Annotated in this window: 23 protein-coding genes and 1 riboswitch; of the genes, 15 read left to right on the top strand and 8 right to left on the bottom strand. The window is 54.3% G+C overall.

Annotated features, from left to right (window positions below; translation table 11 throughout):
* The first annotated feature begins 12 nt into the window (after window positions 1-12).
* The 7 genes from AV656_RS09175 (at window position 13) to AV656_RS09145 (ending at window position 6,852) form a co-directional block, all read left to right on the top strand.
* Window positions 13-489: a flavin reductase family protein gene (locus tag AV656_RS09175; protein ID WP_063181082.1), complete on the top strand. Its 477-nt coding sequence runs from the start codon at window positions 13-15 to the stop codon at window positions 487-489.
* Window positions 490-508: 19 nt separating this feature from the next.
* The gene (locus AV656_RS09170; RefSeq protein ID WP_063181080.1) at window positions 509-1,345 is read left to right on the top strand and encodes an FAD synthetase family protein; all 837 of its coding nucleotides are present in this window, start codon (window positions 509-511) and stop codon (window positions 1,343-1,345) included.
* Between the two features lie 36 nt (window positions 1,346-1,381).
* Window positions 1,382-2,344 (top strand): 3,4-dihydroxyphenylacetate 2,3-dioxygenase, encoded by a 963-nt coding sequence (gene hpaD / locus AV656_RS09165; RefSeq protein ID WP_063181078.1) that lies wholly within the window; start codon window positions 1,382-1,384, stop codon window positions 2,342-2,344.
* A 51-nt stretch (window positions 2,345-2,395) separates the two neighbouring features.
* Complete coding sequence (locus AV656_RS09160; RefSeq protein WP_063181076.1) at window positions 2,396-3,253, top strand: alpha/beta fold hydrolase; 858 nt, start codon at window positions 2,396-2,398, stop codon at window positions 3,251-3,253.
* 85 nt (window positions 3,254-3,338) lie between these two features.
* Complete coding sequence (locus AV656_RS09155) at window positions 3,339-4,130, top strand: 2-keto-4-pentenoate hydratase (RefSeq protein ID WP_063181074.1); 792 nt, start codon at window positions 3,339-3,341, stop codon at window positions 4,128-4,130.
* A gap of 73 nt (window positions 4,131-4,203) precedes the next feature.
* Window positions 4,204-5,511 (top strand): MFS transporter, encoded by a 1,308-nt coding sequence (locus AV656_RS09150; protein WP_063181072.1) that lies wholly within the window; start codon window positions 4,204-4,206, stop codon window positions 5,509-5,511.
* 360 nt (window positions 5,512-5,871) lie between these two features.
* Complete coding sequence (locus tag AV656_RS09145; RefSeq protein ID WP_063181070.1) at window positions 5,872-6,852, top strand: nuclease-related domain-containing protein; 981 nt, start codon at window positions 5,872-5,874, stop codon at window positions 6,850-6,852.
* A gap of 230 nt (window positions 6,853-7,082) precedes the next feature.
* Here AV656_RS09145 and AV656_RS09140 read toward each other — a convergent pair whose 3' ends face one another.
* The 8 genes from AV656_RS09140 to AV656_RS09105 all read right to left on the bottom strand — a co-directional run bounded on the left by AV656_RS09140 (window position 7,083) and on the right by AV656_RS09105 (window position 15,209).
* On the bottom strand, window positions 7,083-8,285 hold the full coding sequence (locus AV656_RS09140) for a M20 family metallopeptidase (protein WP_063181068.1): 1,203 nt from the start codon (window positions 8,283-8,285) through the stop codon (window positions 7,083-7,085).
* Between the two features lie 22 nt (window positions 8,286-8,307).
* On the bottom strand, window positions 8,308-9,174 hold the full coding sequence (locus AV656_RS09135) for a MetQ/NlpA family ABC transporter substrate-binding protein (protein ID WP_063181066.1): 867 nt from the start codon (window positions 9,172-9,174) through the stop codon (window positions 8,308-8,310).
* A 48-nt stretch (window positions 9,175-9,222) separates the two neighbouring features.
* Window positions 9,223-9,885: a methionine ABC transporter permease gene (locus AV656_RS09130; RefSeq protein WP_063181064.1), complete on the bottom strand. Its 663-nt coding sequence runs from the start codon at window positions 9,883-9,885 to the stop codon at window positions 9,223-9,225.
* Window positions 9,875-10,900, bottom strand: coding sequence for a methionine ABC transporter ATP-binding protein (locus AV656_RS09125; RefSeq protein WP_063181062.1), 1,026 nt, complete (start codon window positions 10,898-10,900; stop codon window positions 9,875-9,877). Before AV656_RS09125 ends, AV656_RS09130 begins: the two co-directional genes overlap by 11 nt.
* An 81-nt stretch (window positions 10,901-10,981) precedes the next feature.
* A riboswitch (SAM riboswitch) is annotated at window positions 10,982-11,094 on the bottom strand.
* 274 nt (window positions 11,095-11,368) lie between these two features.
* Entirely contained in the window at window positions 11,369-12,070 is a 702-nt protein-coding gene (locus AV656_RS09120; protein ID WP_331711551.1) for an ABC transporter permease, read from the bottom strand.
* Window positions 12,070-12,915, bottom strand: coding sequence for an ABC transporter ATP-binding protein (locus AV656_RS09115; RefSeq protein ID WP_063181058.1), 846 nt, complete (start codon window positions 12,913-12,915; stop codon window positions 12,070-12,072). The genes AV656_RS09120 and AV656_RS09115 overlap by 1 nt, the downstream gene beginning before the upstream one ends.
* A 155-nt stretch (window positions 12,916-13,070) precedes the next feature.
* A complete protein-coding gene (locus AV656_RS09110) occupies window positions 13,071-14,135 on the bottom strand; it encodes a LytTR family transcriptional regulator DNA-binding domain-containing protein (RefSeq protein WP_063181056.1) in 1,065 nt (354 codons plus the stop codon).
* A gap of 210 nt (window positions 14,136-14,345) precedes the next feature.
* The gene (locus tag AV656_RS09105; RefSeq protein WP_063181054.1) at window positions 14,346-15,209 is read right to left on the bottom strand and encodes a glycerophosphodiester phosphodiesterase; all 864 of its coding nucleotides are present in this window, start codon (window positions 15,207-15,209) and stop codon (window positions 14,346-14,348) included.
* A gap of 377 nt (window positions 15,210-15,586) precedes the next feature.
* Between AV656_RS09105 and AV656_RS09100 the strand changes: the two genes are divergently transcribed.
* From AV656_RS09100 to AV656_RS09065, 8 genes are all read left to right on the top strand, one after another.
* Window positions 15,587-17,215 carry a flavin-containing monooxygenase gene (locus AV656_RS09100; RefSeq protein ID WP_063181331.1) on the top strand — a complete coding sequence of 543 codons (1,629 nt, stop codon included), beginning with the start codon at window positions 15,587-15,589 and terminating at the stop codon, window positions 17,213-17,215.
* Between the two features lie 41 nt (window positions 17,216-17,256).
* On the top strand, window positions 17,257-18,222 hold the full coding sequence (locus AV656_RS09095; RefSeq protein WP_197462227.1) for an alpha/beta hydrolase: 966 nt from the start codon (window positions 17,257-17,259) through the stop codon (window positions 18,220-18,222).
* Window positions 18,223-18,417: 195 nt separating this feature from the next.
* Entirely contained in the window at window positions 18,418-19,122 is a 705-nt protein-coding gene (locus AV656_RS09090; RefSeq protein WP_063181050.1) for a response regulator transcription factor, read from the top strand.
* 463 nt (window positions 19,123-19,585) lie between these two features.
* Complete coding sequence (locus AV656_RS09085) at window positions 19,586-20,170, top strand: TetR/AcrR family transcriptional regulator (protein ID WP_063181047.1); 585 nt, start codon at window positions 19,586-19,588, stop codon at window positions 20,168-20,170.
* A 41-nt stretch (window positions 20,171-20,211) separates the two neighbouring features.
* Window positions 20,212-21,393, top strand: a complete 1,182-nt coding sequence (locus tag AV656_RS09080) for an acetyl-CoA C-acetyltransferase (RefSeq protein ID WP_063181045.1) — start codon at window positions 20,212-20,214, stop codon at window positions 21,391-21,393.
* Between the two features lie 18 nt (window positions 21,394-21,411).
* Window positions 21,412-22,980 carry a class I adenylate-forming enzyme family protein gene (locus AV656_RS09075; RefSeq protein WP_063181043.1) on the top strand — a complete coding sequence of 523 codons (1,569 nt, stop codon included), beginning with the start codon at window positions 21,412-21,414 and terminating at the stop codon, window positions 22,978-22,980.
* Window positions 22,974-24,215, top strand: a complete 1,242-nt coding sequence (locus AV656_RS09070; protein ID WP_063181041.1) for an acyl-CoA dehydrogenase family protein — start codon at window positions 22,974-22,976, stop codon at window positions 24,213-24,215. The genes AV656_RS09075 and AV656_RS09070 overlap by 7 nt, the downstream gene beginning before the upstream one ends.
* Entirely contained in the window at window positions 24,212-25,204 is a 993-nt protein-coding gene (locus tag AV656_RS09065) for an NADPH:quinone oxidoreductase family protein (protein ID WP_063181039.1), read from the top strand. The genes AV656_RS09070 and AV656_RS09065 overlap by 4 nt, the downstream gene beginning before the upstream one ends.
* The last annotated feature ends 1 nt before the right edge of the window (window position 25,205 follow it).

Below are 25,205 nucleotides of genomic sequence, written 5' to 3'. Positions count from 1 at the left end.
GAGGGATGAAAAATGGACGATCGTCAATTTCGTACGGCCATGGGGAAATTCGCGACCGGCGTGACTGTCATCGCAACGGAGCAGGACGGGGACGTGCATGGCATGACCGCAAACGCCTTCATGTCCGTCTCGCTTGACCCGAAACTCGTCGTGATATCGATTGGGGAGCAGGCCAAGTTGCTGCAGAAGATCAAGGACAGCCGGATCTTCACAGTCAATATCCTGGCAGAAGACCAGAAAGAACTGTCCATGATCTTCTCTGGACAGATCAAGGAACCCCGTCAGGTGGAGTTTGACCGTCTGGACGGAAAGCCTGTTCTGGAAGGCGCCGTCGTACAAGTGGCCTGTGAGGTGTCTGCAGAGCATGTGGAGGGCGACCATACCCTGTTCATCGGGAAAGTCACCGACATCCGGCTCGAAGACAAAGAACCGCTCGTGTTCTATAGCGGCAAGTACCGTTCACTCGAGGAAAACCTGAGCCTGGTTTAAGTGCATGAAAGGAGACTGTATGAAAACAATCAGCCTGAACCACAGAAATCTTTCCGGATGGCAGCAGCAGGAAGAGCCGACTGTCATGGCGCTGGGATGTTTTGACGGTCTCCATCATGGACATGAACGAGTCATTCAAACAGCGCTCAGAAAGGCAAGGGAGAAGAATCTGAAGACGTCGGTCATGACCTTTTTTCCGCATCCCCGGACGGTGCTGCCGGGAAGGAAGAGAGAATTCCACTACCTGATGCCGCAGCAAGAAAAAGAAGCGCGGCTCCGCGAGATGGGCGTGGATACCCTTTACGTCGTGGAGTTCGACAAGAAGTTCGCTTCTTTGCACCCAGAGCAGTTTGTCTCCGACTATCTGCTGGGTCTTGGAGTGGTCCATGCGGTAGCCGGATTTGATTTCTCATACGGCAGCCGCGGTGCCGGCAATATGGACCGCCTTACGGCAGATTCCGGCTACCGGATCGGGGTGACGAAGGTGGAGAAGGTGGGTATCGGTGATCAGAAGATCAGCTCCACCCTGATCAGGGAAACGCTGCTGCATGGAAAAGTGGAAGACATACCGATGTTGCTCGGGCGGCCGTATGAACTGACTTGCTCTTCCGCAGGGGAGACGTTTATCCCCCATCCGCATTTCACCATACCGGCTCCGGGCACATACGAAGTCTCCCTCAAGACGGGAAAAACCTGCATCCGGACAGAATTGACGGTGTGCGAGCGCGGGCAGCTATCTTGCAGAAGCAAGCTTCCTTCATTAATAGAAGGCAGCTGCTCGGTCATCTGGCACCGTGCATTACCGGAAGAAAGACAAATCCAATCAACTTATCGATCTGTACAGTACGGTTATTAACCGGTCTGTCCGACTAATTTTTAGGGGTGAAGAAAAATGATTTTGAGACTGGGCCAAATTGAACTGTTTGTTACCGACTTGAACCGATCCAAGGACTTCTATGTGGATGTGCTGGGCTTTATCAAAGTGGAACGCACCGAAAAGAGCCTGTACCTCCGTGCCACTGATGAATTTGATCAGTATACGCTTGTGCTGACCGAAAAGCCGGTTGCCGCACTCGGCAGCTTCGGACTGAGGGTCTCCACTCCGGAATACCTCCAGGAACTCAAGAAAAAGCATGAGGAAGCGGGAATCCGCGCCGAGTACGTCGAGGATTCCGGGCACTACGGCAAGGGCCCTGTCCTCCGTGTGGAAGAGCCGAACGGCCATCCGGTCGAGTTCTACCATTCGATGGAACAGATTGATGTCAGCAACGGCCAAGGCGGCGTCAAAGCCCTCCCGATGCGCTATACGCACCTCCAGAAAGGGATCCCGCCGATCCGCATCGACCATATGAACCTCCGTGTGCCGGATGTTGACAAGGCACTCGAATATTGGAACGGCGTCCTAGGCTTCAGCATCTCCGAATACGTCGAAGGCAAGGACGGCGGAAAGTTTGCAGCCTGGACACGCGCGAAAACGTCCACGCATGACGTCGCACTCGTCAAGCACAAGGAAGCGGCGCTGCACCACATCGCCTACACCGTTGACGGGATTGCAGGTGTCGTCAGGACGGCCGACCTGCTTGCGGATGCCGGATACCGCGATGCAATCGACTACGGCCCTGGCCGCCACGGCGTCTCCAACGCATTCTTCCTGTACATCAAAGACCCGGACGGACACCGGATCGAAATCTACTCCGGCGACTACAACCGGGACACCGACCTGGCGCCGATCGGCTGGACCCAGGAAGATTACGAGCGCAACGGCCGTCTCTGGTGGGGACCATCCGTTCCGGACAGCTTCTTCGAAACGACTCCGCTCAACCCTGACTGGATGAAGGAAACGGTGACGAAGTAAGGCGGACCGAATGTGTGACAAAGGAAAATTCTAAAGGAGAGAAAGCCAACCATGACTATCTGGAATGACTTGCAGCACTTGGAATTCAAACTTTACTATCTGGACGCGGACGGAATCAAAACACGGGTGCTGGAATCCGGCGAAGGGGAACCACTCATCCTTCTCCACGGAACCGGCGGCCACATTGAGGCCTATGCACGCAATATCGAAGGGCTTGCGAAGCACTTCCGGGTCATCGTCGTCGACATGCTCGGCCACGGCTACACCGACAAGCCGGATTATCCATACGGCATCGACTCCTACAGCGATCACCTCGGTGCCGTCATCCGTGCACTCGGTCTCGACGAAGTCTACCTGTCGGGCGAATCGCTCGGCGGCTGGGTGGCAGCCTGGTTCGCGGCACACAACCCTGGAATTGCGAAAGCACTTGTCCTCAACACACCGGGGAACGTCAACAACAACCCGGAAACGATGAAAAAGCTGAAAGAATCCACGGTCAAGGCCGTACTCGAAGCGAACTACGAAAACGTCAAGACCCGCCTGGAGTGGCTCATGTACGACAAGAGCCAGGTGACCGACGAACTCATCGAGAGCCGCTACCGCATCTATACCCAGCCATCCTACCAGAAGGCGGTCCACAACATCGTCGTCCTTCAGGAGATGGAAACCCGCCTGAAGTACAGCTGGGAGCCTTCCTGGTGCGGCAAGATCGACGTGCCGACAATGCTGGCATGGACGGATCATGACCCGACATCCACTGTCGAGGAAGCAAAGCCGATCCAGGACATGATTCCGGGCAGCGAATTAACAGTGATCAAAGACGCGGGCCACTGGCCTCAATGGGAGCAGATCGACGCGTTCAATCAAGTCATCATCGACTTCTTCACAAAAGAACACGCAAAGGTCTGATCGGAACAAGGTGAATGGATTGATAGTGCAAGCCCATGCGGCTTGTGCTATCAATTGTTCTATTTTGATGAAAAGAGGGATTCCCATGAGTATACATAGCAAGGAAATCATCCAGGAAGCCTGGCTGCTCCTGAAGCGGGCGGAAGCAGAAAAGCAGTCGGTCTCCCCGCTGACGGAGCTTCATCCCGGAATGACAGTGGAGGACGCGTACCGTATCCAGTTAAAGGCCATCAATGAAAAAGTGGAAGGCGGCCGGACCATCACCGGGAAGAAAATCGGCCTGACTTCCTTTGCCATGCAGGAGCTCCTTGGTGTAGACCAACCGGATTATGGTCATCTGCTCGACTCGATGGAGGTTGAACCAAACGGGGAAATCCCGCTTGAGCAGCTGTTCCAGCCGAAAGTGGAAGGGGAGATCGCCTTTGTCCTGAAAAAGGACCTTAAGGGCCCTGACGTGACCGTGGAAGATGTCCTCGACGCAACAGAATATGTCGTCCCGTCCCTCGAAATCGTCGACAGCCGGATCAGAGACTGGAAGATCAAGCTGCCGGACACGATTGCGGACAATGCATCCTGCGGCCTCTATGTACTGGGTAAGGAAAAGTTTCCGCTGGATGGGCTGGATCTCGCCAAAATCGAGATGACCCTTTATAAAAACGGGGAGCTCATGAACAGCGGCAGCGGAGCGGATGTACTGGGCCATCCCGCCAACTGCGTAGCCTGGCTGGCCAACAAACTGTCCGAGTATGACGTGACCCTAAAAGCCGGGGAAATCGTTTTGTCAGGCGCTTTATCAGCGGCAGTGGAAGTAAGGGAAGGGGACCGCTTCACGGCCGAGTTTACGGAACTGGGGAACGTCTCCGTTTCATTCAAGTAAACCGGAAAGACGGCATCTTGGGGGATGCCGGGGGAATTTTGTAACCGATTACAAACAAAAGGGAGGTTATTCTTTGAATAGCCAGGCAAACAAAAAAGTGAAGATTCCAAAGGCCACCTGGGCCGTAATTATCCTGCTGTTTTTGCTGACCGTCATCAGCAACGCCGACAAAGCCGTCATTGGATTTGCATCAGTCCCGATCATTGATGAACTGGGGCTGAACTCCCAGCAATGGGGCACGGTGGGCAGTGCCTTCTTCTTCCTGTATTCGCTCTCGGCCATCCTGGTCGGAGCACTCGCCGACAAGATCGGCATGAAGAAGGTCATTGCCGGAATGGCGGCCGTCTGGGCAATTGTCCAGTTTTCAACCATTTTTGTCACAAGCTACGGCTACCTGCTGATTACCCGGATCATTCTCGGCGCAGGGGAAGGACCTTCTTATTCTCTCGCGATGGCGGCCGCATCCCGGTACCTGCCGAAGGAAAAGCTCGGCGTCGGCCTGACGCTCGTCTCAGTAGGCGGGCCGCTCGGAGTCGCGATATCCGCTCCGATTCTGATGTCGCTCATCCACAACTACGGCTGGCGATCCGCATTCCTCACGACCGCTATCGTCGGAGTCATCTGGATTGTCTTCTGGATGATGCTAGTCAAGGAAAAGAAAGCCGAAACAAGCAGTCCGGAATCATCAGAACAGCCGGCATCTGAAGCCGCATCGGTTCCCGAAACCAGCTTCAAATCTGCCCTGCTGTCCCGGAACTTTATCCTAATCGCCTTCTGCGGATTTGCCACCTACTGGTCGTTCACGATCGGACTCAACTGGCTGCCGAACTACCTGGAAAACGTCCGCCAGCTTAACGCCGAGACACTCGCACTGGTTGTTGCGCTGCCATGGGTCATGATCACGCTCTCTCAGCTGACCTTCTCCAGCCTCTCTGACCGCATCTACCACAAGACGAAAAACATGGTCAAAGGACGGGTGTTCATCCTGGGTCCTGTCATGGTCGCAGGCGCAGTCAGCTACGTAATCGGATCCCTGGCCGGATCAGACATCGCCGCCATTGTCCTCCTTTCACTCGGCCTGACATTCGGATGCATCACCCTCGTACTCGGACCGGCCATCCTCGTGGACCTCGTCGACAAAAAGCACCAGGGGAAAATCCAGGGCTGGTTCATGGCCTTCACCTCCCTCGGCGGCATCGTCGGCCCGTACGTCACCGGCATCCTGGTAGGAAACAGCGCCACACAGGCGGCTGGGTTCCATCTCTCCTTCCAACTCTGCGGCCTCATGCTCCTCATCTTCGGAGGACTCGTCTGGCTGGCAGTGCGCCCGAAGAAAACAGAGAAACAGGAAGTCAACGTACTGGTCACCGAGGAAGCTTGATTGTTTTTTGAACTATTTGTGGTTACAGTGCTGAATGCCCCGTCTCCCTTGGTGGGAGGCGGGGTTTTGGGTATGCGCATGACCAAGGGTGAATGACGAAATTGCGGATGTGAATGACGAAATTATTGCAGTGAATGACGAGAGTGAAAGCGGAAATGACGAAATCAAAGATGCGAATGACGAAACCATCAATTGGAGCGCAAAGTGTAGCTTTCATAACTCGAGGAAATCCAATTTTGACTCACTACCTTGGTACATCTTTTAAAAACAGCATGGGAAAATCCCTCAATTTGCAATCTCTCCAAACTGTGTATCGGGGCGCATCCCTGCATGCTATGGTCTCATAGAGGAGGGAGTGCCTTGGGGGAGCGGCCATATCCATTGGAGTTGTTGCAGCTGGAGAGCATGCTTCGGCGACTGCATCAGGGTCACCTGGAACGGGAGCGGATTGCCGATCAGTATAAAAGGATTGAAGCAGGATTTAGCGGAGAGCAGAAGGTCGATCAATATCTGGAAGGCTTGCGACTGCCGGGGGAATGGTGGATACTTCGGGATATCCGGCTCAGAATCCATGAATCTCACGTGGCTCAATTTGATACATTGCTGGTGACAGACCACGGAATCGGAATCATTGAAGCAAAGTTGATCAAGGGGACACTTCACTATCTTCAGAATCCCCGGAGGATGGAGCGCAACGAAGAAGACGGTTCGATTCTCACATTCGACTGCCCGATAATTCAGCTTGAGAATCAGAAGGAGGGCCTCATCGATTGGCTTCGTCAAAGAAACCTGATGACGAGTGTTAGCGGGGTTGTGGCATTCGCCTCACGCAATACTTGGATCGGTCTGCCGGAAAGTGCTCCGATCGTATCGGTAAAGGAATTGCCGTATATCATGCGTCGGGACTTCGGTTCAGCAACTCCCGGTGACACACCTGCCAATATGATTGTCAGCCGAATACTTGAGGAACAGTTGGGACCGGAGTGTTTAGAGGTCGATCAACGCTATGGCATCACTCCGCACGAGTTCAAGAGAGGTCTATTATGCGAAAAGTGCAATGACAAATTGAAATGGAGGACAAGAAGAACGCTGGAATGTCCGAACTGTGGGCCGCAAGTGGGCCATCCGGTTGAACAAGCCCTGCTGGACTACTTTTTGCTCATTAACCGATTTGTCACCACCCGAGAATTCTGTTGGTTTACAGGAATCCCTTCAATATCGACCGGCCACCGATACTTGAGCCGCTTTAAGTTGGACGTACTCGGGAGCACCAATAAACGGGCATTCCGATTCGATCCCCTGAAACACCTGGCAGGAAAGTCACTGATTCTGAAACGATAGCCAATGTTGATTTCGTCATTCGCTCCGGCAATTTCGTCATTGGCCTGTCCAATCTCGTCATTCGAATGGATAGTTTCGTCATTCGTATCCGTGAAGTAAACGAATGACGAAACTAAAGCGCCGAATGACGAAACCGAAGCAACGAATGACGAAACCACCGCCGCTTCCTCTCCACATATCAAAAAACCCCGCCACGGCCAAAGCCGCAACGGGGGGAGATCAAATCAACGTTATTCACCTTTAGCCGCAAGCGCCCGTGAAAATTCATCCTGAATGTTCCGGAGCAGCAGCTCTTCCGTAAGCAGCCGGTATCCCGCCGCGGCCATTGCCTTGGCGCCGCGGATGAGGGCTTCGTCGCCAACCGGGGAGGCAGCAGCTTCTCGGAATTCATTGGTGTGTCCGATCAGGTCGTCCGGCCCGATCTTGATGTGCGGGTGGGCGGTCGGAACGGCGTAGCTGATATTGCCGGCATCTGTAGAGCCTTTTCCGGACCGTTTTTCATCGACGACGTGCTCACCGACCGCCGACAGTTCCTGGCCGATGGTTTCATCGAGAACGCGGTTCAGGACAAAGTCACGGACTTCGTTCTGGAACCGTTCAATCTTGACCGTGGCGCCGGTCGCGAGGGCTGCGCCTTCCGCGACGGCACGGACTTTCGCAGAAACTTCTTCGGTGCGGGCCCAGGTCTCTGCACGGATGAAGAAGCGGGCAGAGGCATAATCCGGAATGATATTTGGTGCATCGCCGCCGTGCGTGATGATGCCGTGGATCCGGACATCTTTCGGCAGATGCTGGCGAAGTGCATTGATGCCGTTGAACAGGCCGATGACGGCGTCCAGCGCATTGATGCCTTTTTCCGGGGAGCCGGAGGCATGCGCGGAGCGGCCGTAGAAGTGGAAGTCCAGGGGATCGACGGCAAGCGTCTCGCTGGTCGGAGCTGTCTTGGCACCCGGGTGGATCATCATGGCGACATCGACATCCTCCAGGAAGCCGTGGCGGACAAAGCTTCCTTTCGCGCTGCCGTTCGGGCCCCCTTCTTCGGCCGGCGTGCCCAAAACGACCACCCGACCCCCGGCTTCATCCAATTGCTCACCGAGAGCAATCGCCGCGGCGACACTCATCGTTCCGATGATGTTGTGTCCGCAGGCATGGCCGAGTCCCGGAAGCGCATCATATTCCGCCAGGTAGGCGACGGTCGGGCCTTCTTGTCCGCTGTCCTTTACGGCATGGAATGCTGTTTCATGGCCTGCGACATTCCGCGTAACCGTGAATCCGGCTTCCTCAAGCAGCGCGGACAGGCGTCCGCTTGCGTACACTTCTTCATTTCCAATCTCGGGACGGGCATGGATGTCATGGCTCACACCGATATAGCGCTCGCGGTTATCCTCAATTGTTTCCCAGATCTTCCCTCTCGCATCCTGTGCAACGGTCATTCCGGATCCCTCCACAACAAAATTACTTCTTCAGTTCTTCAAATGCCTTGTCCAGCTCTTCCTGGCTGAGTTCGACAAGGATGGATCCGTCATTCGTGTCTTCCTTGACGGCCTCGGCGATGTCTTCCTCTTGGTAAAGCTCGGCAATGCGCTTGTACGTTTCATTATCCTTGTCCTCGCCGCGTGCCGCAATGATGTTGACGTACGGGTGGACGTTTTCGTCGGTTTCATCTTCTACGAAGATTGCGTCTTCCTTAGGGGAGAACCCGGCTTGTCCGGCCACGCCATTGTTGATGACCGAAGCTGCGACATCAGGCAGGACGCGCGGTGTCTGCTGGGCGGTCATCGGAAGGATTTCAAGGTTCAGCTTGTTTTCTGCAATCTTGGACGGGTCGCCGAACATGCCGAAGTCGTCTGCAAGGGTGATGAGGCCGGCACTTTCAAGAAGAAGGAGCGCGCGTGCCTGGTTGGACGGGTCGTCCGGAATGGCGATCTTATCGCCTTCCTTCAATTCGGAGACGTCGGAGACTTTCTCGGAATACAGGCCCATCGGCGCGAACATTGTGGAGCCGATCGGGACGATGTCGTTGCCGCTTTCAGTGACATACTGGCCGAGGAACGCAATGTGCTGGAAGGCGTTCAGGTCGATGTCCCCCTGGGCAAGGGCGTTGTTCGGAAGCGTGTAGTCGGCGAACTCTATCAGTTCAATTTCGATGCCTTCTTTTGCTGCTTTTTCCTGCAGGATCGGCCATTGTGCGCCGTCCGCGCCATTCACACCGATCTTCACTTTGACGGTATCGCCGTCTGTTTCTTCAGCATTTCCGCCGCCGCATGCTGCGAGGGCGAGGGATGCAATCAGGGCAATTGCGAGAATCCAGATTTTTTTCATGATGATGTTCTCCTTTTGTTTTTAATTATGGGTTTGGTTGATACACAATCACCGGCGCATGATTTTCCTCGAGAGCGTGTTTCCGAGCCACTGCGCCAGTTGAACGAGGACGATCAGGATCAGCACGGTGACGATCATGACGCTCGCGTCAAAGCGCTGGTAGCCGTAGGTCATGGCGATGTGGCCGAGGCCTCCGCCGCCGACCGTTCCGGCAACAGCCGAGAAGTCGATCAGGGTGACCGTAACGAATGTCAGGCCGAGGACGAGCGGTCCGAGTGCTTCCGGTATCAGGACCGTAAAGATGATCCGGAGCGGGCTCGCACCCATCGCCTGGGCGGCTTCTATGACACCAGGGTCGATGCTGACGAGGTTGTTCTCGACGACGCGGGCGATCGTGAAGCTCGCGACGATCGTCATCGGGAAGATGGCGGCCGCCGTACCGATCGTCGTGCCGACGACGAGCCGTGTCAGCTGCGAGATGGCGACGAGGAAGATGATGAACGGCACCGGCCGGATGATGTTGATCACAATATTCAATAGGTTAAAGAGGAATTTATTCTCCAGAATATTGTTCTGGCGGGTCACAAACAGGAGTAGCCCCATGATGATACCGAGGATCGATCCGAAAATGAGTGTGGCGATGACCATCGTGATCGTCTGGCCGGTCGCCTCGACAATACGCGGCCAGAAGGTTGTCCAATCAACGTTCAATTTCCTGCACCTCCTCGATGTCAGTCAGCGTTGCGATTTCCTGGATGGCGGTTTCGACGGCTGCGGGATCGCCGAGGAACGAGACAATCAGATTGCCGAACAGCCGCTCCTCAAGCTCCCGGACGGAGCCGTACACAATGTTGAACGTAATCCCGTGTTTTGCCGTCACAGTTGACAGCACCGGTTCGTTTGCAACCGGTCCTTTGAACTTGAGCCTGTATAGCCTGCCGCCGCCGGATTCCCGCCATTCGGCGAGGACATTCGGGGAAGGGAGGTCCTGCTGGACGGAGTGGATGAACCGCTTGGTCGTTGTGTGCTGTGGGTCCGTGAACACTTCGAACACGCCGCCGGACTCAATCACTTCACCGTTCTCCATGACCGCGACTTTGGTGCAGACCGACTGGATCACTTCCATCTCGTGTGTGATCAGGAGGATGGTGATACCGAACTCCCGGTTAACCTGTTTCAGGAGCCGCAGCACGTCGGCCGTCGTATCCGGATCAAGCGCGGATGTCGCCTCATCGCAGATCAGGATGTCCGGATTGGTCGCGAGCGCCCTGGCGATGCCGACGCGCTGCTTTTGCCCGCCCGACAGCTGATCCGGATAATCCTTCGCTTTGTCCGCAAGGCCGACGAATCGGAGAAGTTCCTCCACACGGGTGTTGATCTCGTGCTTCGGTGTTCCGGCAAGCTTCAGCGGATAGGCAATGTTTCCGGCCACTGTCCTCGAATTGAACAGGTTAAAGTTCTGGAAGATCATCCCGATGTTCCGGCGCTGCTTTCTCAGCTCCTTGGCGGAGAGGGAGGTGACATCGACGCCCTGGATTTCGATTGAACCCTCACTCGGGCGCTCGAGCAGGTTCACCAGCCGAAGCAGCGTACTTTTTCCGGCGCCGCTGAAGCCGATAATTCCGTAGATGTCGCCCTGTTCGACTTTCAGTGACACATCCTTTACTGCGTGAACCTCACGCTTTCCAAGCCGGAATGTCTTGGAGACTTGTTTAAATTCAATCATCCGGCGTACCTCCTGTTGGTCATAAATAAAAATCCTCTTGATCTCATGCGAGAAAAAGAGGACCGTATCACGGCCACCTTTTTCTCATCTTCCAGATGCGCAGGCATCTGCAGGAATTAGCACGGTGCCGCCATTTGATGGGGTCCGCTGCCGAGACGTCTTAGGGCCTGTCCCTCGGTCTCTCTTGATAAGAAAAGATGTGCATATTTGATTAGTGCAAGAATTGTTACTAACTTTACTGGGGTGAAGAAGGGAAGTCAACGACTCGCAAAAAAGTATTTTTATTCTGATTAATTGTGAATTTCATGGAAGCGTTTGCGGTTCTTTGTGGCATATAGATTGGGATTTCACAGACGCAGCGTATGGAAAATAGAGGGATGAAATTTAAGTGTGTTAAAAGATGGGCGATCGCAGTCGAATTCCTCGCCATAAAAAAGCCCGGCACTCACATGCCGGGTTCAAATTTTATCAGTCCATCCGTCGTTTACGGTACACCATGACAGTCGCGACCAAGCACGCCACTGCCCATGCGGTGAGAATGAGAAAGTGCTCTCCAACTGCCGCTCCGCTCTCAAGCCCTACCCATATTTTAGTAAGCAGTTCATACGGCAGATAATCCAGCACTGTCAAAATGACTTCATTCGAAATCATTGACTTGAACATCGACGACATCCCGAAAATCAGGATGACGGGCATGCCGATGATGCTCGTTTCCATGACGGTACGGGACAGGAGTCCGAGAAGCGTGCCGATTGCGAGGAAGAAGACAAGCGCAATCAGGATGCTCAATGCAAACAGCGGAAGGGAAGGGACATCAAACTCTGCAAGCCAGATACAGGCAATCACGACAACCAATGTCGTCACGGCACTCAGCAAGCTTTTGCCGACAAACACTTCTGTTACGCTTGCCGGGGAAAGAAGCAGTCCGCGCAACGTGTTCTTTTCCTTTTCTTCTGCGACCATCGCGGCCTGAACAAAGGCGCCGGCGATGACCAGTGCGAATATGATTGGGAAAGCCATCATCTCCGCACTATCCGAACCGATGCGGCCGATCCAGGCGGCGTAGAAGAGGGGCAAGACCAAGGTAAACAGGACGTAAGAATTGCGCTGCAGGTCTTTCCAGTCTTTCACAAAGATTGCGTTGACGCGTTTCAACGAAAAAGTGGTCATCATAGATTCCTCCCGGTCAGTTGTACGAACAGGTCTCCTAGTGTCGGCTCATTTGAGTGAATGGTCAGCAGGTTGCCGCTTGCCATGTAGCCGGCGATGGCGGAGGCGCCGGTTTCATCAGGCTCGACGGTTACCGTCGTCCTGTCTTTCAATAAAAGAGAGATGGTCGGACTGCCGGACATCGTTCTCAGGTTTTGCGGCGTGTCGAACAGCTTGATCTCCCCGTCATGGAGAAAGGCGACACGGTCACACAACTCTTCCGCCTCATTCATGTCATGCGTGGTGAGGAAGATTGTCGTGCCCTCCCGGTTCAGTTCCCGGAGCCCTTCATGGATGTGCTTGGACGTCGTGGGGTCAAGTGCTGAAGTCGGCTCATCAAGGAAAAGGAGGGCTGGTTTGTGCATGATGGCCCGGGCAAGTGTGACGCGCTGCTTCATTCCTTTTGAAAGCTTTTTGACCGGCGTTCGCTCTTCCCCGATTAGGCTCACCATCTCGAGCACTTCCCGGATGCGTTTTTTTCTTACGCCGTACAGATCGGCATAAAGCGCAAGGTTGTCCTGAACGGTCAATCGTTCATACAGGCCGCTGTTGTCGGTCAAAATGCCGATCTTCTTCATGCGTGCCGGATCTTTTAATAGGTGGACGGGCTCTCCGAATACCCGAACGTCGCCTGCGGTTGCCGCGAGCTGTGCGGTCAGGATTTTGATCGTCGTCGTCTTGCCGGATCCGCTCGGACCGAGGAAGCCAATCGTCTCTCCCTTGCGGACGCTGAAATCCACATCTTTCAGCGCTTGTTTGTCTCCGAATGATTTGACGAGGCTATTAACCTCAATGATGTGCTCCATCATCATCGCTCCTTTTCTGCCGTTCGTTTTCTTGGCTCCACCTTATCGCGCCACAGATAAGAACGCAGTAAAATCAGGGCCAAAGGAGCCTCAGGCATGGTGAATGGAGCAAATCACGGATGAATGGAGCGCTAATATTAGTGCTGACAGAACGGTCAGATGCCGAGGAATGTCTTCAGTTCCGCGTACTTGCCCTTGGAGAGGGGAACGGTGCTTTTATTGGGATCCTCCAGAACCAGACTGTAGCTGTTGCGCGTCCATGTGATGACTTCACGGACACGCTGGAGGTTCACAATATAAGACCGGTGACAGCGGAAAAATCCAAACGGCTGCAGCCGAACCTCCAGATCCGCCATCTTGATCGCACAGGGGAATGTCTCGCCACGGACATGCAGCTGAGAAACGCCTTCCACACTTTCAACGAACACAATCTCAGTCGGATCAAACAAAATCAGCTTTTCGTTCACCTTCGCAGGGATTTTGTTGAACTGCAGCTGGGGGACGGAGAGATCATCAACATCTACGGGCTCCTTTTCCTCGACAGGAACAGGATCGTCAAAAATCTCTTCCTCATCTTCCTCCTTCGCCACCTCAAATAATTTCAGCCCCTCCGCATTGAGGCGGTAGACAGTATCGCCCATCGTGACCGCGTTCTCCAGGTTGCTTGTCGTCATCAGCACCGCACCGCCACCCGCCGTGAACTGCTCAAGCACCCGCTGGAGGATGATCCTGCTTTCCACATCCAGATTCTGTTCCGGCTCTTGTAAAATCAGCAGTTCCGGGTGATGGACAAGCGCCTGTGCAAGCAAGACGCGGCGTTTTTCGGAATACGTGAGCTTCAAAATCCGGGTCCGACCGAGTTCCTCCATCCCGACTCTCCGGAGCAATTCTTCAACCGGAGCCCCGGCGTCATGCAAATTGCGGAACAGCCGGAGCTGTTCGGTCGGCGTCAGCCTCTCATATAAGGCATCATCCAGCAGCACAACCCCGACACGCGAGGCCAGATTCCGGAACTGCCGTCCGACCGGCTCCCCGGCGAACTTCACTTCCCCATGTGAAACAGGGACCATCCCCGTCACCATTCCGATCAGTTGCAGACCTGTCTCATGCTCACACTGAACAGCCGTCACTGCGCCAGGCTTCACACTCAAATCAAAGCGGGGAAACATCACCTGATTCCCCGCCATTTTCTCCACTTGTTGAAATTCCAAGATCCCCATGATGATCCCCCTGTTGTCTGACACTTCATATTAATTACAGTTTAATGAAAGGATGGAAGCGGAGCAATAGGGTGATGGTGAACGGTACCGCCGATGGATCATGGAAAGCTTGCAGTGATTCATAGTCACAGCAAGTTATAAATAAGGCTTCCGGCACGCCGGAAGCCTTATTTCATGTTCCTTCTGAAGGTTAATATTAAGGGTTAATCATCAGTGGTTTTTCACCGGGTGATAGTAGACATGCTCCGTGTAGTCTGTCACGATGCCATCCACGTTCAGGTCGAACAGCCGGAGTGCCTGCTCCTGGGAGCGGGAGGTGTACGGGTAGATTTTCATCCCTGCTTCATGGACGTCGCCCACCATTTCATGCGTCACGATGTTCATGTTCGGGTTGAAGTAATCTGCGTACGTTGCAAATTCAGCCAGTTGTTCTTCCGTAACATTTGCCCAGCTTGGCCCGGCAATCACGCCGTGAGGGAGGCTGGGCAGAAGTTCTTTGGATTTCTGCATCGATTCGTGGTTGAACGACTGGATGACGACCTTTTCGTTGTTCGGTTTATGAAGGTTTCTCTTAACCAGCTCTTCGGCTACTTTCTCTTCGACCCCCGGATATAGTTCAGGCGATTTCAGCTCGATCAGGATTCCGATCTTTCCGCGAAACGCATCCAGGACTTCCCCGAAGGTCAGGATCTTTTCACCGGTGTATTCCTCGCCGAACCAGCTTCCGGCATCAAGCTGACGAAGCTCTTCGAACGTCATTTCACCGACGGTGCCTGTCCCGTTTGTCGTGCGGTCGACCGTGTTGTCATGAATGATCACGAGTTCGCCGTCTTTCGACATCTGGACATCGATTTCAATGTAATCAGCTTTCATTTCAAAAGCTTTTTGATAGGCGGCCATCGTGTTTTCCGGTGCATGGCCGGAAGCCCCGCGGTGTGCCACATTGATGATTTTCTGCTGTTCCTGAACCGAAACCACGCCCCCCAGATCATTCGCCGGAGCTGCAGCCGTTGTCCCCGCAAACGAACTCATCGCAATACCGACCCCTGCCAAAACTGTAATCACGTGCTTCATCTCATCCACTCCCTTATGTATGATCAATGCCCAGTGTAAGGGTCGAATATAAAGTGGGGATTAATGGATGATTAACATACTGTTAGGAATGGCAATTGGAGCCATCACATTCAATTAAGCACATGTAAAGGCAAGGTCTTTTGTTCATTACCCCCCAATCGGGGGATGAGTCACCAAAATCGGGGACTGTTTTTGTGGTGCGTTCGTCCCTTATCATCAAAAACACGAAGGCTATGCGGCTATTCGGAATACGTTTCAAAAGGGGGCTTTCACATACCTGAACACGGTTCGATGCTGAGAAAAGCGGAATTTTGTAAGCGTATACAACGAGCTTCAAGATCAGGTTGCCAAACTCATTGGAAGGGATGGGACATGTCATGAATCAGCAGACGGATTTCGATGCGGTTGTGGTAGGTGCCGGGTTTTCAGGGATGTACATGCTTCATTTGCTGAGGGAAGCGGGTTATTCGGTCCGGCTTTATGAGGCGGGAAGCGAAGTCGGCGGAACGTGGTACTGGAATCAGTATCCGGGTGCCCGCTGCGATGTTCCGGCCGAGTTTTATAGCTATACGTTTTCCGAGGAGATCCACCGGGATTGGAAGTGGTCCGCCATTTATCCGGAGCAGGATGAGATCTTTGCGTATACCATGTATGTCGCTGACAAACTCGATCTCCGGAAAGACATTCAGTTTAATACGCGCATTACGGATGCCAAATATGATTCGGAAGCGTTCACGTGGACGGTCAATGTCGGCGGTGGCCAGACTGTGACGGCCAAGTACTTTATTCCTGCAATCGGGAACGTTTCGGTTCCGCATGCACCGGCCATTCCGGGGCTCGACAAGTTCCATGGCCAGACATACCACACGAGCCAGTGGCCCCATGAGCCGGTTGACTTCAAAGGCAAGCGGGTCGCGGTAATCGGCACGGGGTCAAGCGGCGTACAGGCGATCACGTCCATTGCCAAAGAGGCAGACCATCTGACCGTCTTCCAGCGGACGCCCCAATACGTCATGCCGGTGAAAAATCCGAAGGTGGGCGAGGAAGACCTTGAGAGAAGAAGGGCGGAATTCCCAACGCTGCGCAAGCGGGTCCGCGAACATATCGTCGGCATGCCGTGCTTTGATGTGAGGAAACCTTATTCGGCACTCGAGGATACAGGGGAAGAACGGAACAGGCATTACGAAGCGCTCTGGGAGGAGGCAAGGGGCTTCCAGATTCTCTATGCGTACACTGATCTGACAATCAATGACGATGCGAATGCGACGATTGCGGAATTCGTCCGCGGGAAGATCGGCGAAATTGTGAAGGATCCGGAAAAAGCGGAGAAGTTGATGCCAACGTACCTCCTCGGAGGCAAGCGGCCGGTCGTCGCGACCAAATACTATGAAACGTATAACCGGGAAAACGTCGATCTGGTGAATCTCAAAAAGACGCCGATCACGGAATGTACCGAGAAGGGCCTCGTCACTGCGGACGGAACCGAACACGAGTTGGATATCATCGTCTTCGCGAGTGGATTCGATGCGATGATCGGACCGCTTGCAGGAACGAAGATCCGCGGCAGGGAAGGGATTACCCTTAAAGAGAAATGGGATGATGGCCGAAATCTGAAAACGTATCTCGGGGTCTGCCATGTCGGCTTCCCGAATATGTTTACCATTACGGGCCCGCACTTCCCGCTGACCGCCAATGCGCTCGCGGTAAACGAAGTGATTGCAGAGTGGGTCATCGACTGCATCGAGTATGCCGAAAAGCAGGGCCTGGCCGAAGTGGAAGCGACGCCTGAAGGGGAAGAGGATTGGACAAGCCATGTGAATGAAGTTGGCGAGCAGTCGATCTATGCGCGAACCGACAGCTGGTACACCGGTGCGAACATCGAAGGGAAACCGCGTGCCTTCTATGGCTACACGGGAGATTTCCAGACCTATCAGGACCGTTTCGAGAAGGCGAAGGACTATAAGGCCCTCGCGGTGAAGCCGCTCCAAAAAGTCGAAACCATCTGATCCGAACAGGTAAACCAACCACCAAAAGGGAGGAACCCATGATGAATTATGATCCGCAAATAACGGCATTGATTGAACTGATGAAGCAGGCCGGCGGTCCGCCGGTACACACCCTGGCGCCCGAGCAGGCAAGAGAAGTCATGGCAGCCATGAATGCGGTGGAGCAAGTGGAGGAAGTCGGAAGCGTGGAAGACCGGAAGATCCCGGGGCCGGAATGTGAGATTCCGATCCGGATCTATAAGCCACAGAATGCACCGGCATCCGGTGTGCCGGTTCTCGTCTATTATCACGGGGGCGGCTGGGTGGTCGGCAGCATTGAATCCTATGATCCGGTCTGCCGCAAGCTTGTGAACCGCGCAGAGTGCATCGTTGTCTCCGTCGATTACCGTCTTGCGCCGGAGCACAAATTCCCTGCGGCGGTCATCGATTGCCAGGCTGCCTTTGAATGGGTGAAGAAACATGCAGCAGAAATCGGCGGTGATCCGGATCGGGTGGCGGTCGGCGGAGACAGCGCCGGCGGAAACCTGTCGGCAGTCGTGGCTGCAAACTTGAAGGATTCCGATGAACTGAAAGTCGCCCATCAGCTGCTGGTATATCCGACGACCGGCACCGGCGGCAAATCCGAATCCTACCAAAAATATGGAGCAACTTGTCCGATCATCCCGACCGAGGTCATCTCCTACTTCTGGAACCACTACTGGAGGGACCCGAGCGACGAGAAGCACCCGGACTTCAGCGTCTACTCACGTGAAGACGTAAGCGGGGCAGCTCCGGCGACAATCATCGCGGCCCAGTATGATCCGTCCCTCGACGATAGCAAGCTCTACGCGCAGAAACTCATTGCTTCCGGCATAGATGTCGACTACAGGGAGTATCCGGGAATGATCCACGGATTCTTCACGATCGACGGTCTGGACAAAGGCATGGAAGCCATCGAGGACGCGTGCAATAACCTGAAAGCCCAGTTTGAAAAACTGCAGCCGGCAAAAGCCGGAGCAGCAAAATAACCATCATGGGGAGACGCTTTGCTCAGGCAAAGCGTCTCTTTTTGTGTTCCTCCGGGTAAAAAATGAAATATGACGAAGACTTTGTCGCAAGTGCTCAAAATTCATCGGAACATTCAAAATCATTTGACGTTTCTATTCCGGTCACTATAATCTTATTCATAGCATAACAATGGTCCCAGATAAGGGGGAGAATCGGTGGCCACACTGGAAATGGAACAAATGATTTCAAGGCTGCAGCATGTCCCGGGTCATGAAGATCAGATCATAGAGATGCTCGAAGGTTTTCTTGAGGTGTTTCCCATTTTGGATGTGGGGCTGTTCAGATATTCCCCAATCGGTTACCTGACGGAAGGCGTCATGGCGATTGTTCCGGAAAATAACGGACTGACAGAATTGAGCCATATCCGCGATATCCGGGATGATATCCGGACCGTGCCACCCGTAAAGGAAGCTGTTCGAGAAAGAAAGGCCGTCCTGGTGAAAGGCGAGAATTTCATCAAGTATAACTTCAGGTACCGATTCTCCCAAAACACGAAGTTTTTGCTGTTCGTCCCGATCTGCTTCCGGAACACGGTGATCGGCGTACTGTCCAGCACCCAGTTTTCGGCCGGCGAGAAGGAAATCGAGAACCTGCTTCCTGCCATCACCCGTTATGGTGTTGAAATCGGCAGGATTTTTGAACGGCCCTATCTGAAAAGCGGCGACTCTGGGTTGCTGAACTCTAGGGAACTGGAGATCATGTACCTGCTTTCGCTCGGAGAAAGCACAAAATCCATTGCGAAGAAAATCCACCTGAGCGAATTTACCGTCCAGGACTATATCAAGTCATCCCTGAAAAAGCTGGGCGTCCGCAACCGAACGCAGGCGGTCGCCGACCTGCTGAGAAAAGGAATCCTGTAACGGGTGATTTAGTGAATGATGAAACTGAGACGCGGAATGCCGAAACCGAAGCCCCGAATGACCAAACAGGCTTCACGATTACGATGGAGTGAAATGGATGCTGTAATTGTGGGGTGACAGGAATCATCTTGTCTTGATCAGATGCCGGGTGTCGTTACTGTGAATTCTGCTTTATAGACTATTGGTTGTACTTTGAACGAAATTTACCTGTTTAAACCAAGTTCAAATATTCCTCGGCCCTTGTTATCAAGCAAGGGCCTTTTCCATATAAATATTTTGAACAATGTTCAAAAAACTCTTTACAACACACTAGCAAGGCGTATAATAGGGGGCAATCAATCAATAGTCTGATAATTTAATCGAGTTCAAAAACGTTTGCTCTATTGAAGAGAGAGAAACCTAGATTCCGGCACATTTATGTAAGCCCTTACAAAAGGTGCCGGGACAAACCGAGGTGATTGCCATGAGAAATGCGAGCCGCAAGCAACAGGAGAAGAGAGAACAAATCATCATGTCGGCAATCGCGATTATGAACCGGGAGGGATTCAAGTACACAACGATGGAGCAGGTCGCTTCAGAGATGCAGATGACGAAGGGGTCCCTCTATTACTATTTCCGGAACAAGCAGGATCTGATGTTCCAGTGCCATGAACTGGTGCTGGATCAGGCGATCGAGGACCAGCATGAGGCATTCGAGGCAGAGGGGACCTACGAGGAAAAGCTCCGCAGGATGATCTATTGCCATATCGACTATGCGGTCAACCGGAAAGAGACGTTCAACATGATCATCCAGCCTGAGCAAGCCTTCGAGAAGGGACAGCTACCATCGATCGTCGAGAAGCGAGACGATTACGCCCGCCTGTTTGATCGGGTCGTCTGGGAGGGGATCGGTGCAGGAGAATTTCAGAACACCGAGGTGAAGATCATCCGGATGATTCTTCTTGGGGCGATGAACTGGGTCCAGACCTGGTACCGGACAGACGGGCTGATCGGCCTGGATGAACTGAAAACCATGTATTCGGAATACCTGTTGAAGCTCCTGAAGTAAGGAATTTCACAAGGATCAACATAGCTGGAGGAGATGGAGAAATGACTGAAGTTTATCTGATTGACGGTGCACGGACGGCTTTCGGTGCATTCGGAGGATCATTTGCGAACACGCCTGCCGATGAGCTCGGCAAGACGACAGCAATCGAGGCGATGAAGCGGTCCAATGTCATTCCTGAAGACATCGATCATGTCATTTACGGAAATGTCATCCACACTTCGACGAATGCCTCGTACCTGTCCCGGCACATCGGACTCAAAGCGGGCATCCCGCAGGAAGTGCCGGCGCTGAATGTGAACCGTCTCTGCGGTTCCGGTACGCAGTCGATCGTATCCGGCACGCAGATGATCAAGCTCGGCGACGCGGGAATCGTGCTTGCCGGCGGGGCGGAGAACATGTCGATGTCCCCATACGCAAGCTTTAAGGCACGGTTCAGCCAGCCGAAAATGGGCGGCATGCAGTTCGACGATATGTTGCTGTCCACGCTGACCGATGAATATACCGGAAGCGGGATGGGGATGACGGCGGAAAAGCTGTCCGAGATCCACGGTATCAGCCGGGAGGAACAGGACGAGTTCGCCGTGCTCAGCAACAGCCGAGCGGCAGCCGCCCGTGAGTCCGGCCGGTTCGCCGAAGAGATCGTCGGCGTGGAAGTGAAGACGAGAAAGGGCATCAACACCATCAATCAGGATGAACACATCAAGCCGGAAGCGAGCACAGAGACCCTTTCAAAGCTCCGTCCTTCTTTCAAAAAAGACGGGACGGTGACTGCAGGGAACGCGAGCGGGATTAACGACGGAGCGGCCAGTGTCGTCATCGCGGGAGAAGATGCGGTCAACAAGCACAACCTGCAGCCGGCAGCCCGGATTGTCAGCTACGCCGTCACGGGCGTCGACCCGACAATCATGGGAATTGGTCCGGTGCCGGCCATCCGCGAGGCACTCCGCCGCGCCGGCCTGACGCTCGACCAGATGGACCTGGTCGAAGTCAACGAAGCGTTCGCCGCGCAGTATCTCGCAGTCGAGAAGGAACTGGGGCTTGAGCGGGAGCGGACGAATGTGAACGGCGGCGCGATCGCACTCGGCCACCCGGTCGGCGTCAGCGGCACCCGGATCGTTCTGTCGCTTGCCTACGAGCTGAAAAAGCGCAACGGCCGCTACGGCGTGGCGAGCCTCTGCATCGGAGGCGGCCAGGGGATTGCGATAGTCATCGAATCAATCTGATGAAGGAGTTGAACGCTCATGACCACGTTGACGATTTCAAAGATGACACTCTTCGGGCGGGACAACATCCGGGTTTACGGGGAACGCCCGTCGTCCATCGCGGAATTCATCCATCACTCGGTGGAAACCTACCCGGATAAAACCGCCGTATCGAGCGAGCAGGGCGACCTCACTTACCGGGAATTCGAGCGGTGTTCGAAAAATCTGGCCGCCTATCTCCAGAACGAGCTGCATATCCGAAAAGGCGACCGGGTCGCAAGCCTGATCGGCAACAGTCTCGAGTTCCCGATTGTCTGCTACGCCTGCGCCATGATCGGGGCCACCATGGTTCCGGTCAATACGAAACTGTCCAAAGAAGAAATTGCCTATATCCTCAATCACTCGGGAGCCCGGACCATCCTTCACCAAGAACCGCTCAAACAAAAAATCACCGACACACCTCACCTGGAATCACATCATGAAATCACCGGACTCATCAGAAAAGTTGCCCGGGCCAACCTGGTCAATCTCCGGGAGACCACCGTTGAAGAAACCGATCCCGCCTATATCCTGTACACGTCCGGCACGACCGGACGGCCAAAGGGCGCGGTGATCTCCCACATCAATGTCATCCACAGTGTCATGAACTTCAAAAACATCTTTGATTCAGACGAGAGCCTGTCGACCGTCATCGCCGTCCCGATGTTTCATGTCACTGGCTTGGTCGGGCAGCTGCTCCACCAGTTCTACAACGGCGGGACGGTTTACTCGATGGAGCGCTACCAGAATGAAGCCTACATTGACCTCGTTCTCCGAAACAAAATCAACTTCCTGTTCAATGTGCCGACCATCTTCATCATGATGTCGACGAATCGGAAGTTCCTTGAAAACGACTTCGGCTTTGTCCGCAAAGTGGCCTACGGAGGGGCGCCGATCTACCGGCAGACGTACGACACGATGAAACAGGCCTTCCCGAACGCCGAGCTGCACAATGCCTACGGATCCACCGAGACGACTTCCCCGGCGACGCTCATGCCGTCCGCCTACGACGAAAGCAAGGTCCGCTCCTGCGGCCGCCCGGTTCCGGTCGCAGACATTAAAATCATGAACGAAAACGGTGAGGAACTGCCGGCAGGCCACACCGGTGAGCTTTACATCCGTGGTCCGATGGTCGTGGAAGGCTACTGGGACAACGAAGAAGCCAACCTGAAAAACTTCACCGACGGCTATTGGCACTCCGGCGATCTTGGCCAGATCGACGAAGAAGGATTTGTCTACATCCTCGACCGCAAAAAAGACATGATCAACCGCGGAGGCGAGAAGATCTTCTCCATTGAGGTGGAAGACGTCCTCAAAGCCCATCCGGAGATTAATGAAGCGGCAGTGGTCGGCGAGCCCGACAGCGTATTCGGCGAACGGGTCAAAGCGTTCATCGTCTCCCCGACACTAAACGAAACGAGCATCGAAGCGATCCGGAGCTACTGCCTCGAACGTCTGGCCAAATTTAAAGTACCTGAATCGATCGTGTTCCTGGATGAACTGCCGCGGAATGCGGCAGGGAAAATCCTGAAGACCGCACTGAAAAATAAAGGAGGATCATCATGCTAAAAGACTTATCCCCGAAAGCTCAAAAAATCAAGGACCAGCTGATCCGATTCATGGACGACCATGTCTACAAAAACGAGGCGCTGTACGAACAGCAGCTGAACGACGCGGAACACCGCTGGGTCGTCCCGCCGATCATCGAAGAACTCAAAGCGAAAGCCAAGGCGGAAGGCCTATGGAACCTGTTTATCGACAACGAGGAATATGGACCGGGGCTGACCAACTATGAATACGCCCACCTGTGCGAGATCATGGGCCGTTCCCTGATCGCTCCGGAAGTTTTCAACTGCAACGCGCCGGACACCGGAAATATGGAAGTGTTCATGAAGTACGGTACGGAAGAGCAGAAAGAAAAATGGCTGAAGCCTCTCATGGAAGGGGAGATCCGTTCCGTCTTCTCGATGACCGAGATTGAAGTTGCCTCCTCGGACGCGACAAACATCCAGGCATCGATCACGCGTGACGGCGACGAATACGTCATCAACGGCAAGAAATGGTGGTCGTCGGGCGCGATGGACCCGCGCTGCAAAGTCGCGATCGTCATGGGCAAGTCCGATCCGGAAGCGGAAACGTACCGCCAGCAGTCGATGATCATCGTCCCGTTCGACGCTCCGGGAGTTGAAGTCCAGCGGTACCTGCCGGTGTTCGGCTATGACCATGCCCCGCACGGCCATGCGGAAGTGCACTACAACAATGTCCGTGTACCGGCTTCGAACATCCTTCTCGGCGAAGGCCGCGGATTCGAAATTGCGCAGGGACGCCTCGGACCGGGCAGGATCCACCATTGCATGCGGGCGATCGGTGCCGCGGAACGCGCACTGGAAATGATGATCGAGCGCGCGGACGGCCGCGAAACATTCGGTTCCCGGAACATCGACAAAGCGGTCATCCGCGAACAGATCGCGGAAAGCCGGATCGAAATCGATTCCGCGCGTCTCCTCACGTTGTCCGCGGCCCACAAGATGGACACCGAAGGCAATAAGGCGGCCCGCAAGGAGATCTCGATGACGAAAATCGCGGCACCGCGGATGTGCCTGAATGTCATTGACCGTGCAATCCAACTGTTCGGCGGCGCAGGCGTCTCAGATGATACGGTCCTCGCGGCGCACTGGGCAAATGCCCGCACGCTCCGGATCGTCGACGGCCCTGACCAGGTCCATCTCCGCGATATTGCCAAGCTGGAGATCCGCGAGCAGCTGAACGAAAGGGCGTCCAAAGAAAAGGAGCCTGTGCGATGAGGGCCTGGCAGATTACAAAACTGGACGACCCGCAGGAGGCGCTTGAATTGAATAAAGTCACACCGTCCGAGCTCAAACCCGGCCAGGTCCGCATCGGCGTCCGGGCGGCAGCGATGAACTTCTTTGACATCCTTCAGTGCCAGGGGAAGTATCAGGAAACCCATGACCTCCCGTTCACACCGGGAGCAGAAGTGAGCGGCGTCATCAAGGAAGCAGCCGCCGGCTCCATCCTGAAGGCAGGCGACCGGGTCATCGCGACACCGCTCCTGCCGAATGGCGGATTCGCGGAAGATCTGGTGATCGACGAGTCGCTCGTGTTCCCGATTCCCGATGAACTGAGCCATGAAAAAGCGGCGTCCATGTTCATCACCTACCAGACGGCGTACTATGCCCTCCATCGGATGGCCGGAATCCGGGAAGACCAGGTGCTCCTCGTCCACGCCGGTTCCGGCGGTGTCGGCTCTGCGGCCATCCAGCTCGGCAAAGCAGCCGGTGCCACGGTCATCGCGACCGCCGGATCAGATGAAAAAACGGACATCTGCCGCAGAATCGGAGCGGATTATGCCATCAACTACCGCTCCGAAGACTTCGTGAAGGAAGTCAAAGCGATCACGGAAGGCCGCGGGGCTGATCTGATCTTTGACCCGGTCGGCGGTGAGGTGTTCGACAAGTCGAGAAAGTGCATCGCCTTCGAGGGCAAGATCCTCGTCATCGGCTTTGCGGGCGGAGAAATCGCGGATGCCCCGACTAACCATGTGCTGATCAAGAACTATTCGGTCGTCGGCGTGCACTGGGGCTACTTCCGGAAGCTTTACCCGGAAGAAGTCACACGCTACCACGACGCGCTCATGGACTTATATAAGGAAGAAAAAATCGACCCGCTCGTCTACGGGGCGTATCCGTTCGAACAATTGCCGGACGCTCTCGGGAAACTGTCCAATCGGGAGACGTACGGAAAGCTGCTGCTGAAGATCGGCCAAAACCAATAAA

Source organism: Bhargavaea cecembensis, from assembly GCF_001619585.1.
Lineage (GTDB): Bacteria > Bacillota > Bacilli > Bacillales_A > Planococcaceae > Bhargavaea > Bhargavaea cecembensis_A.
The sequence above is the reverse complement of the archived record's forward strand: the minus strand, read 5'-3'. Positions and strand labels throughout refer to the sequence as shown.

What these genes read in the sequence shown, in the direction of transcription:
- AV656_RS09175 (WP_063181082.1), top strand. Translation starts at nt 13, where the DNA reads ATGGACGATCGTCAATTTCGTACGGCCATGGGGAAATTCGCGACCGGC.
- AV656_RS09170 (WP_063181080.1), top strand. Translation starts at nt 509, where the DNA reads ATGAAAACAATCAGCCTGAACCACAGAAATCTTTCCGGATGGCAGCAG.
- hpaD (WP_063181078.1), top strand. Translation starts at nt 1,382, where the DNA reads ATGATTTTGAGACTGGGCCAAATTGAACTGTTTGTTACCGACTTGAAC.
- AV656_RS09160 (WP_063181076.1), top strand. Translation starts at nt 2,396, where the DNA reads ATGACTATCTGGAATGACTTGCAGCACTTGGAATTCAAACTTTACTAT.
- AV656_RS09155 (WP_063181074.1), top strand. Translation starts at nt 3,339, where the DNA reads ATGAGTATACATAGCAAGGAAATCATCCAGGAAGCCTGGCTGCTCCTG.
- AV656_RS09140 (WP_063181068.1), bottom strand. Translation starts at nt 8,285, where the DNA reads ATGACCGTTGCACAGGATGCGAGAGGGAAGATCTGGGAAACAATTGAG.
- AV656_RS09135 (WP_063181066.1), bottom strand. Translation starts at nt 9,174, where the DNA reads ATGAAAAAAATCTGGATTCTCGCAATTGCCCTGATTGCATCCCTCGCC.
- AV656_RS09125 (WP_063181062.1), bottom strand. Translation starts at nt 10,900, where the DNA reads ATGATTGAATTTAAACAAGTCTCCAAGACATTCCGGCTTGGAAAGCGT.
- AV656_RS09120 (WP_331711551.1), bottom strand. Translation starts at nt 12,070, where the DNA reads ATGACCACTTTTTCGTTGAAACGCGTCAACGCAATCTTTGTGAAAGAC.
- AV656_RS09115 (WP_063181058.1), bottom strand. Translation starts at nt 12,915, where the DNA reads ATGGAGCACATCATTGAGGTTAATAGCCTCGTCAAATCATTCGGAGAC.
- AV656_RS09110 (WP_063181056.1), bottom strand. Translation starts at nt 14,135, where the DNA reads ATGGGGATCTTGGAATTTCAACAAGTGGAGAAAATGGCGGGGAATCAG.
- AV656_RS09105 (WP_063181054.1), bottom strand. Translation starts at nt 15,209, where the DNA reads ATGAAGCACGTGATTACAGTTTTGGCAGGGGTCGGTATTGCGATGAGT.
- AV656_RS09100 (WP_063181331.1), top strand. Translation starts at nt 15,587, where the DNA reads ATGAATCAGCAGACGGATTTCGATGCGGTTGTGGTAGGTGCCGGGTTT.
- AV656_RS09095 (WP_197462227.1), top strand. Translation starts at nt 17,257, where the DNA reads ATGAATTATGATCCGCAAATAACGGCATTGATTGAACTGATGAAGCAG.
- AV656_RS09085 (WP_063181047.1), top strand. Translation starts at nt 19,586, where the DNA reads ATGAGAAATGCGAGCCGCAAGCAACAGGAGAAGAGAGAACAAATCATC.
- AV656_RS09080 (WP_063181045.1), top strand. Translation starts at nt 20,212, where the DNA reads ATGACTGAAGTTTATCTGATTGACGGTGCACGGACGGCTTTCGGTGCA.
- AV656_RS09075 (WP_063181043.1), top strand. Translation starts at nt 21,412, where the DNA reads ATGACCACGTTGACGATTTCAAAGATGACACTCTTCGGGCGGGACAAC.
- AV656_RS09070 (WP_063181041.1), top strand. Translation starts at nt 22,974, where the DNA reads ATGCTAAAAGACTTATCCCCGAAAGCTCAAAAAATCAAGGACCAGCTG.
- AV656_RS09065 (WP_063181039.1), top strand. Translation starts at nt 24,212, where the DNA reads ATGAGGGCCTGGCAGATTACAAAACTGGACGACCCGCAGGAGGCGCTT.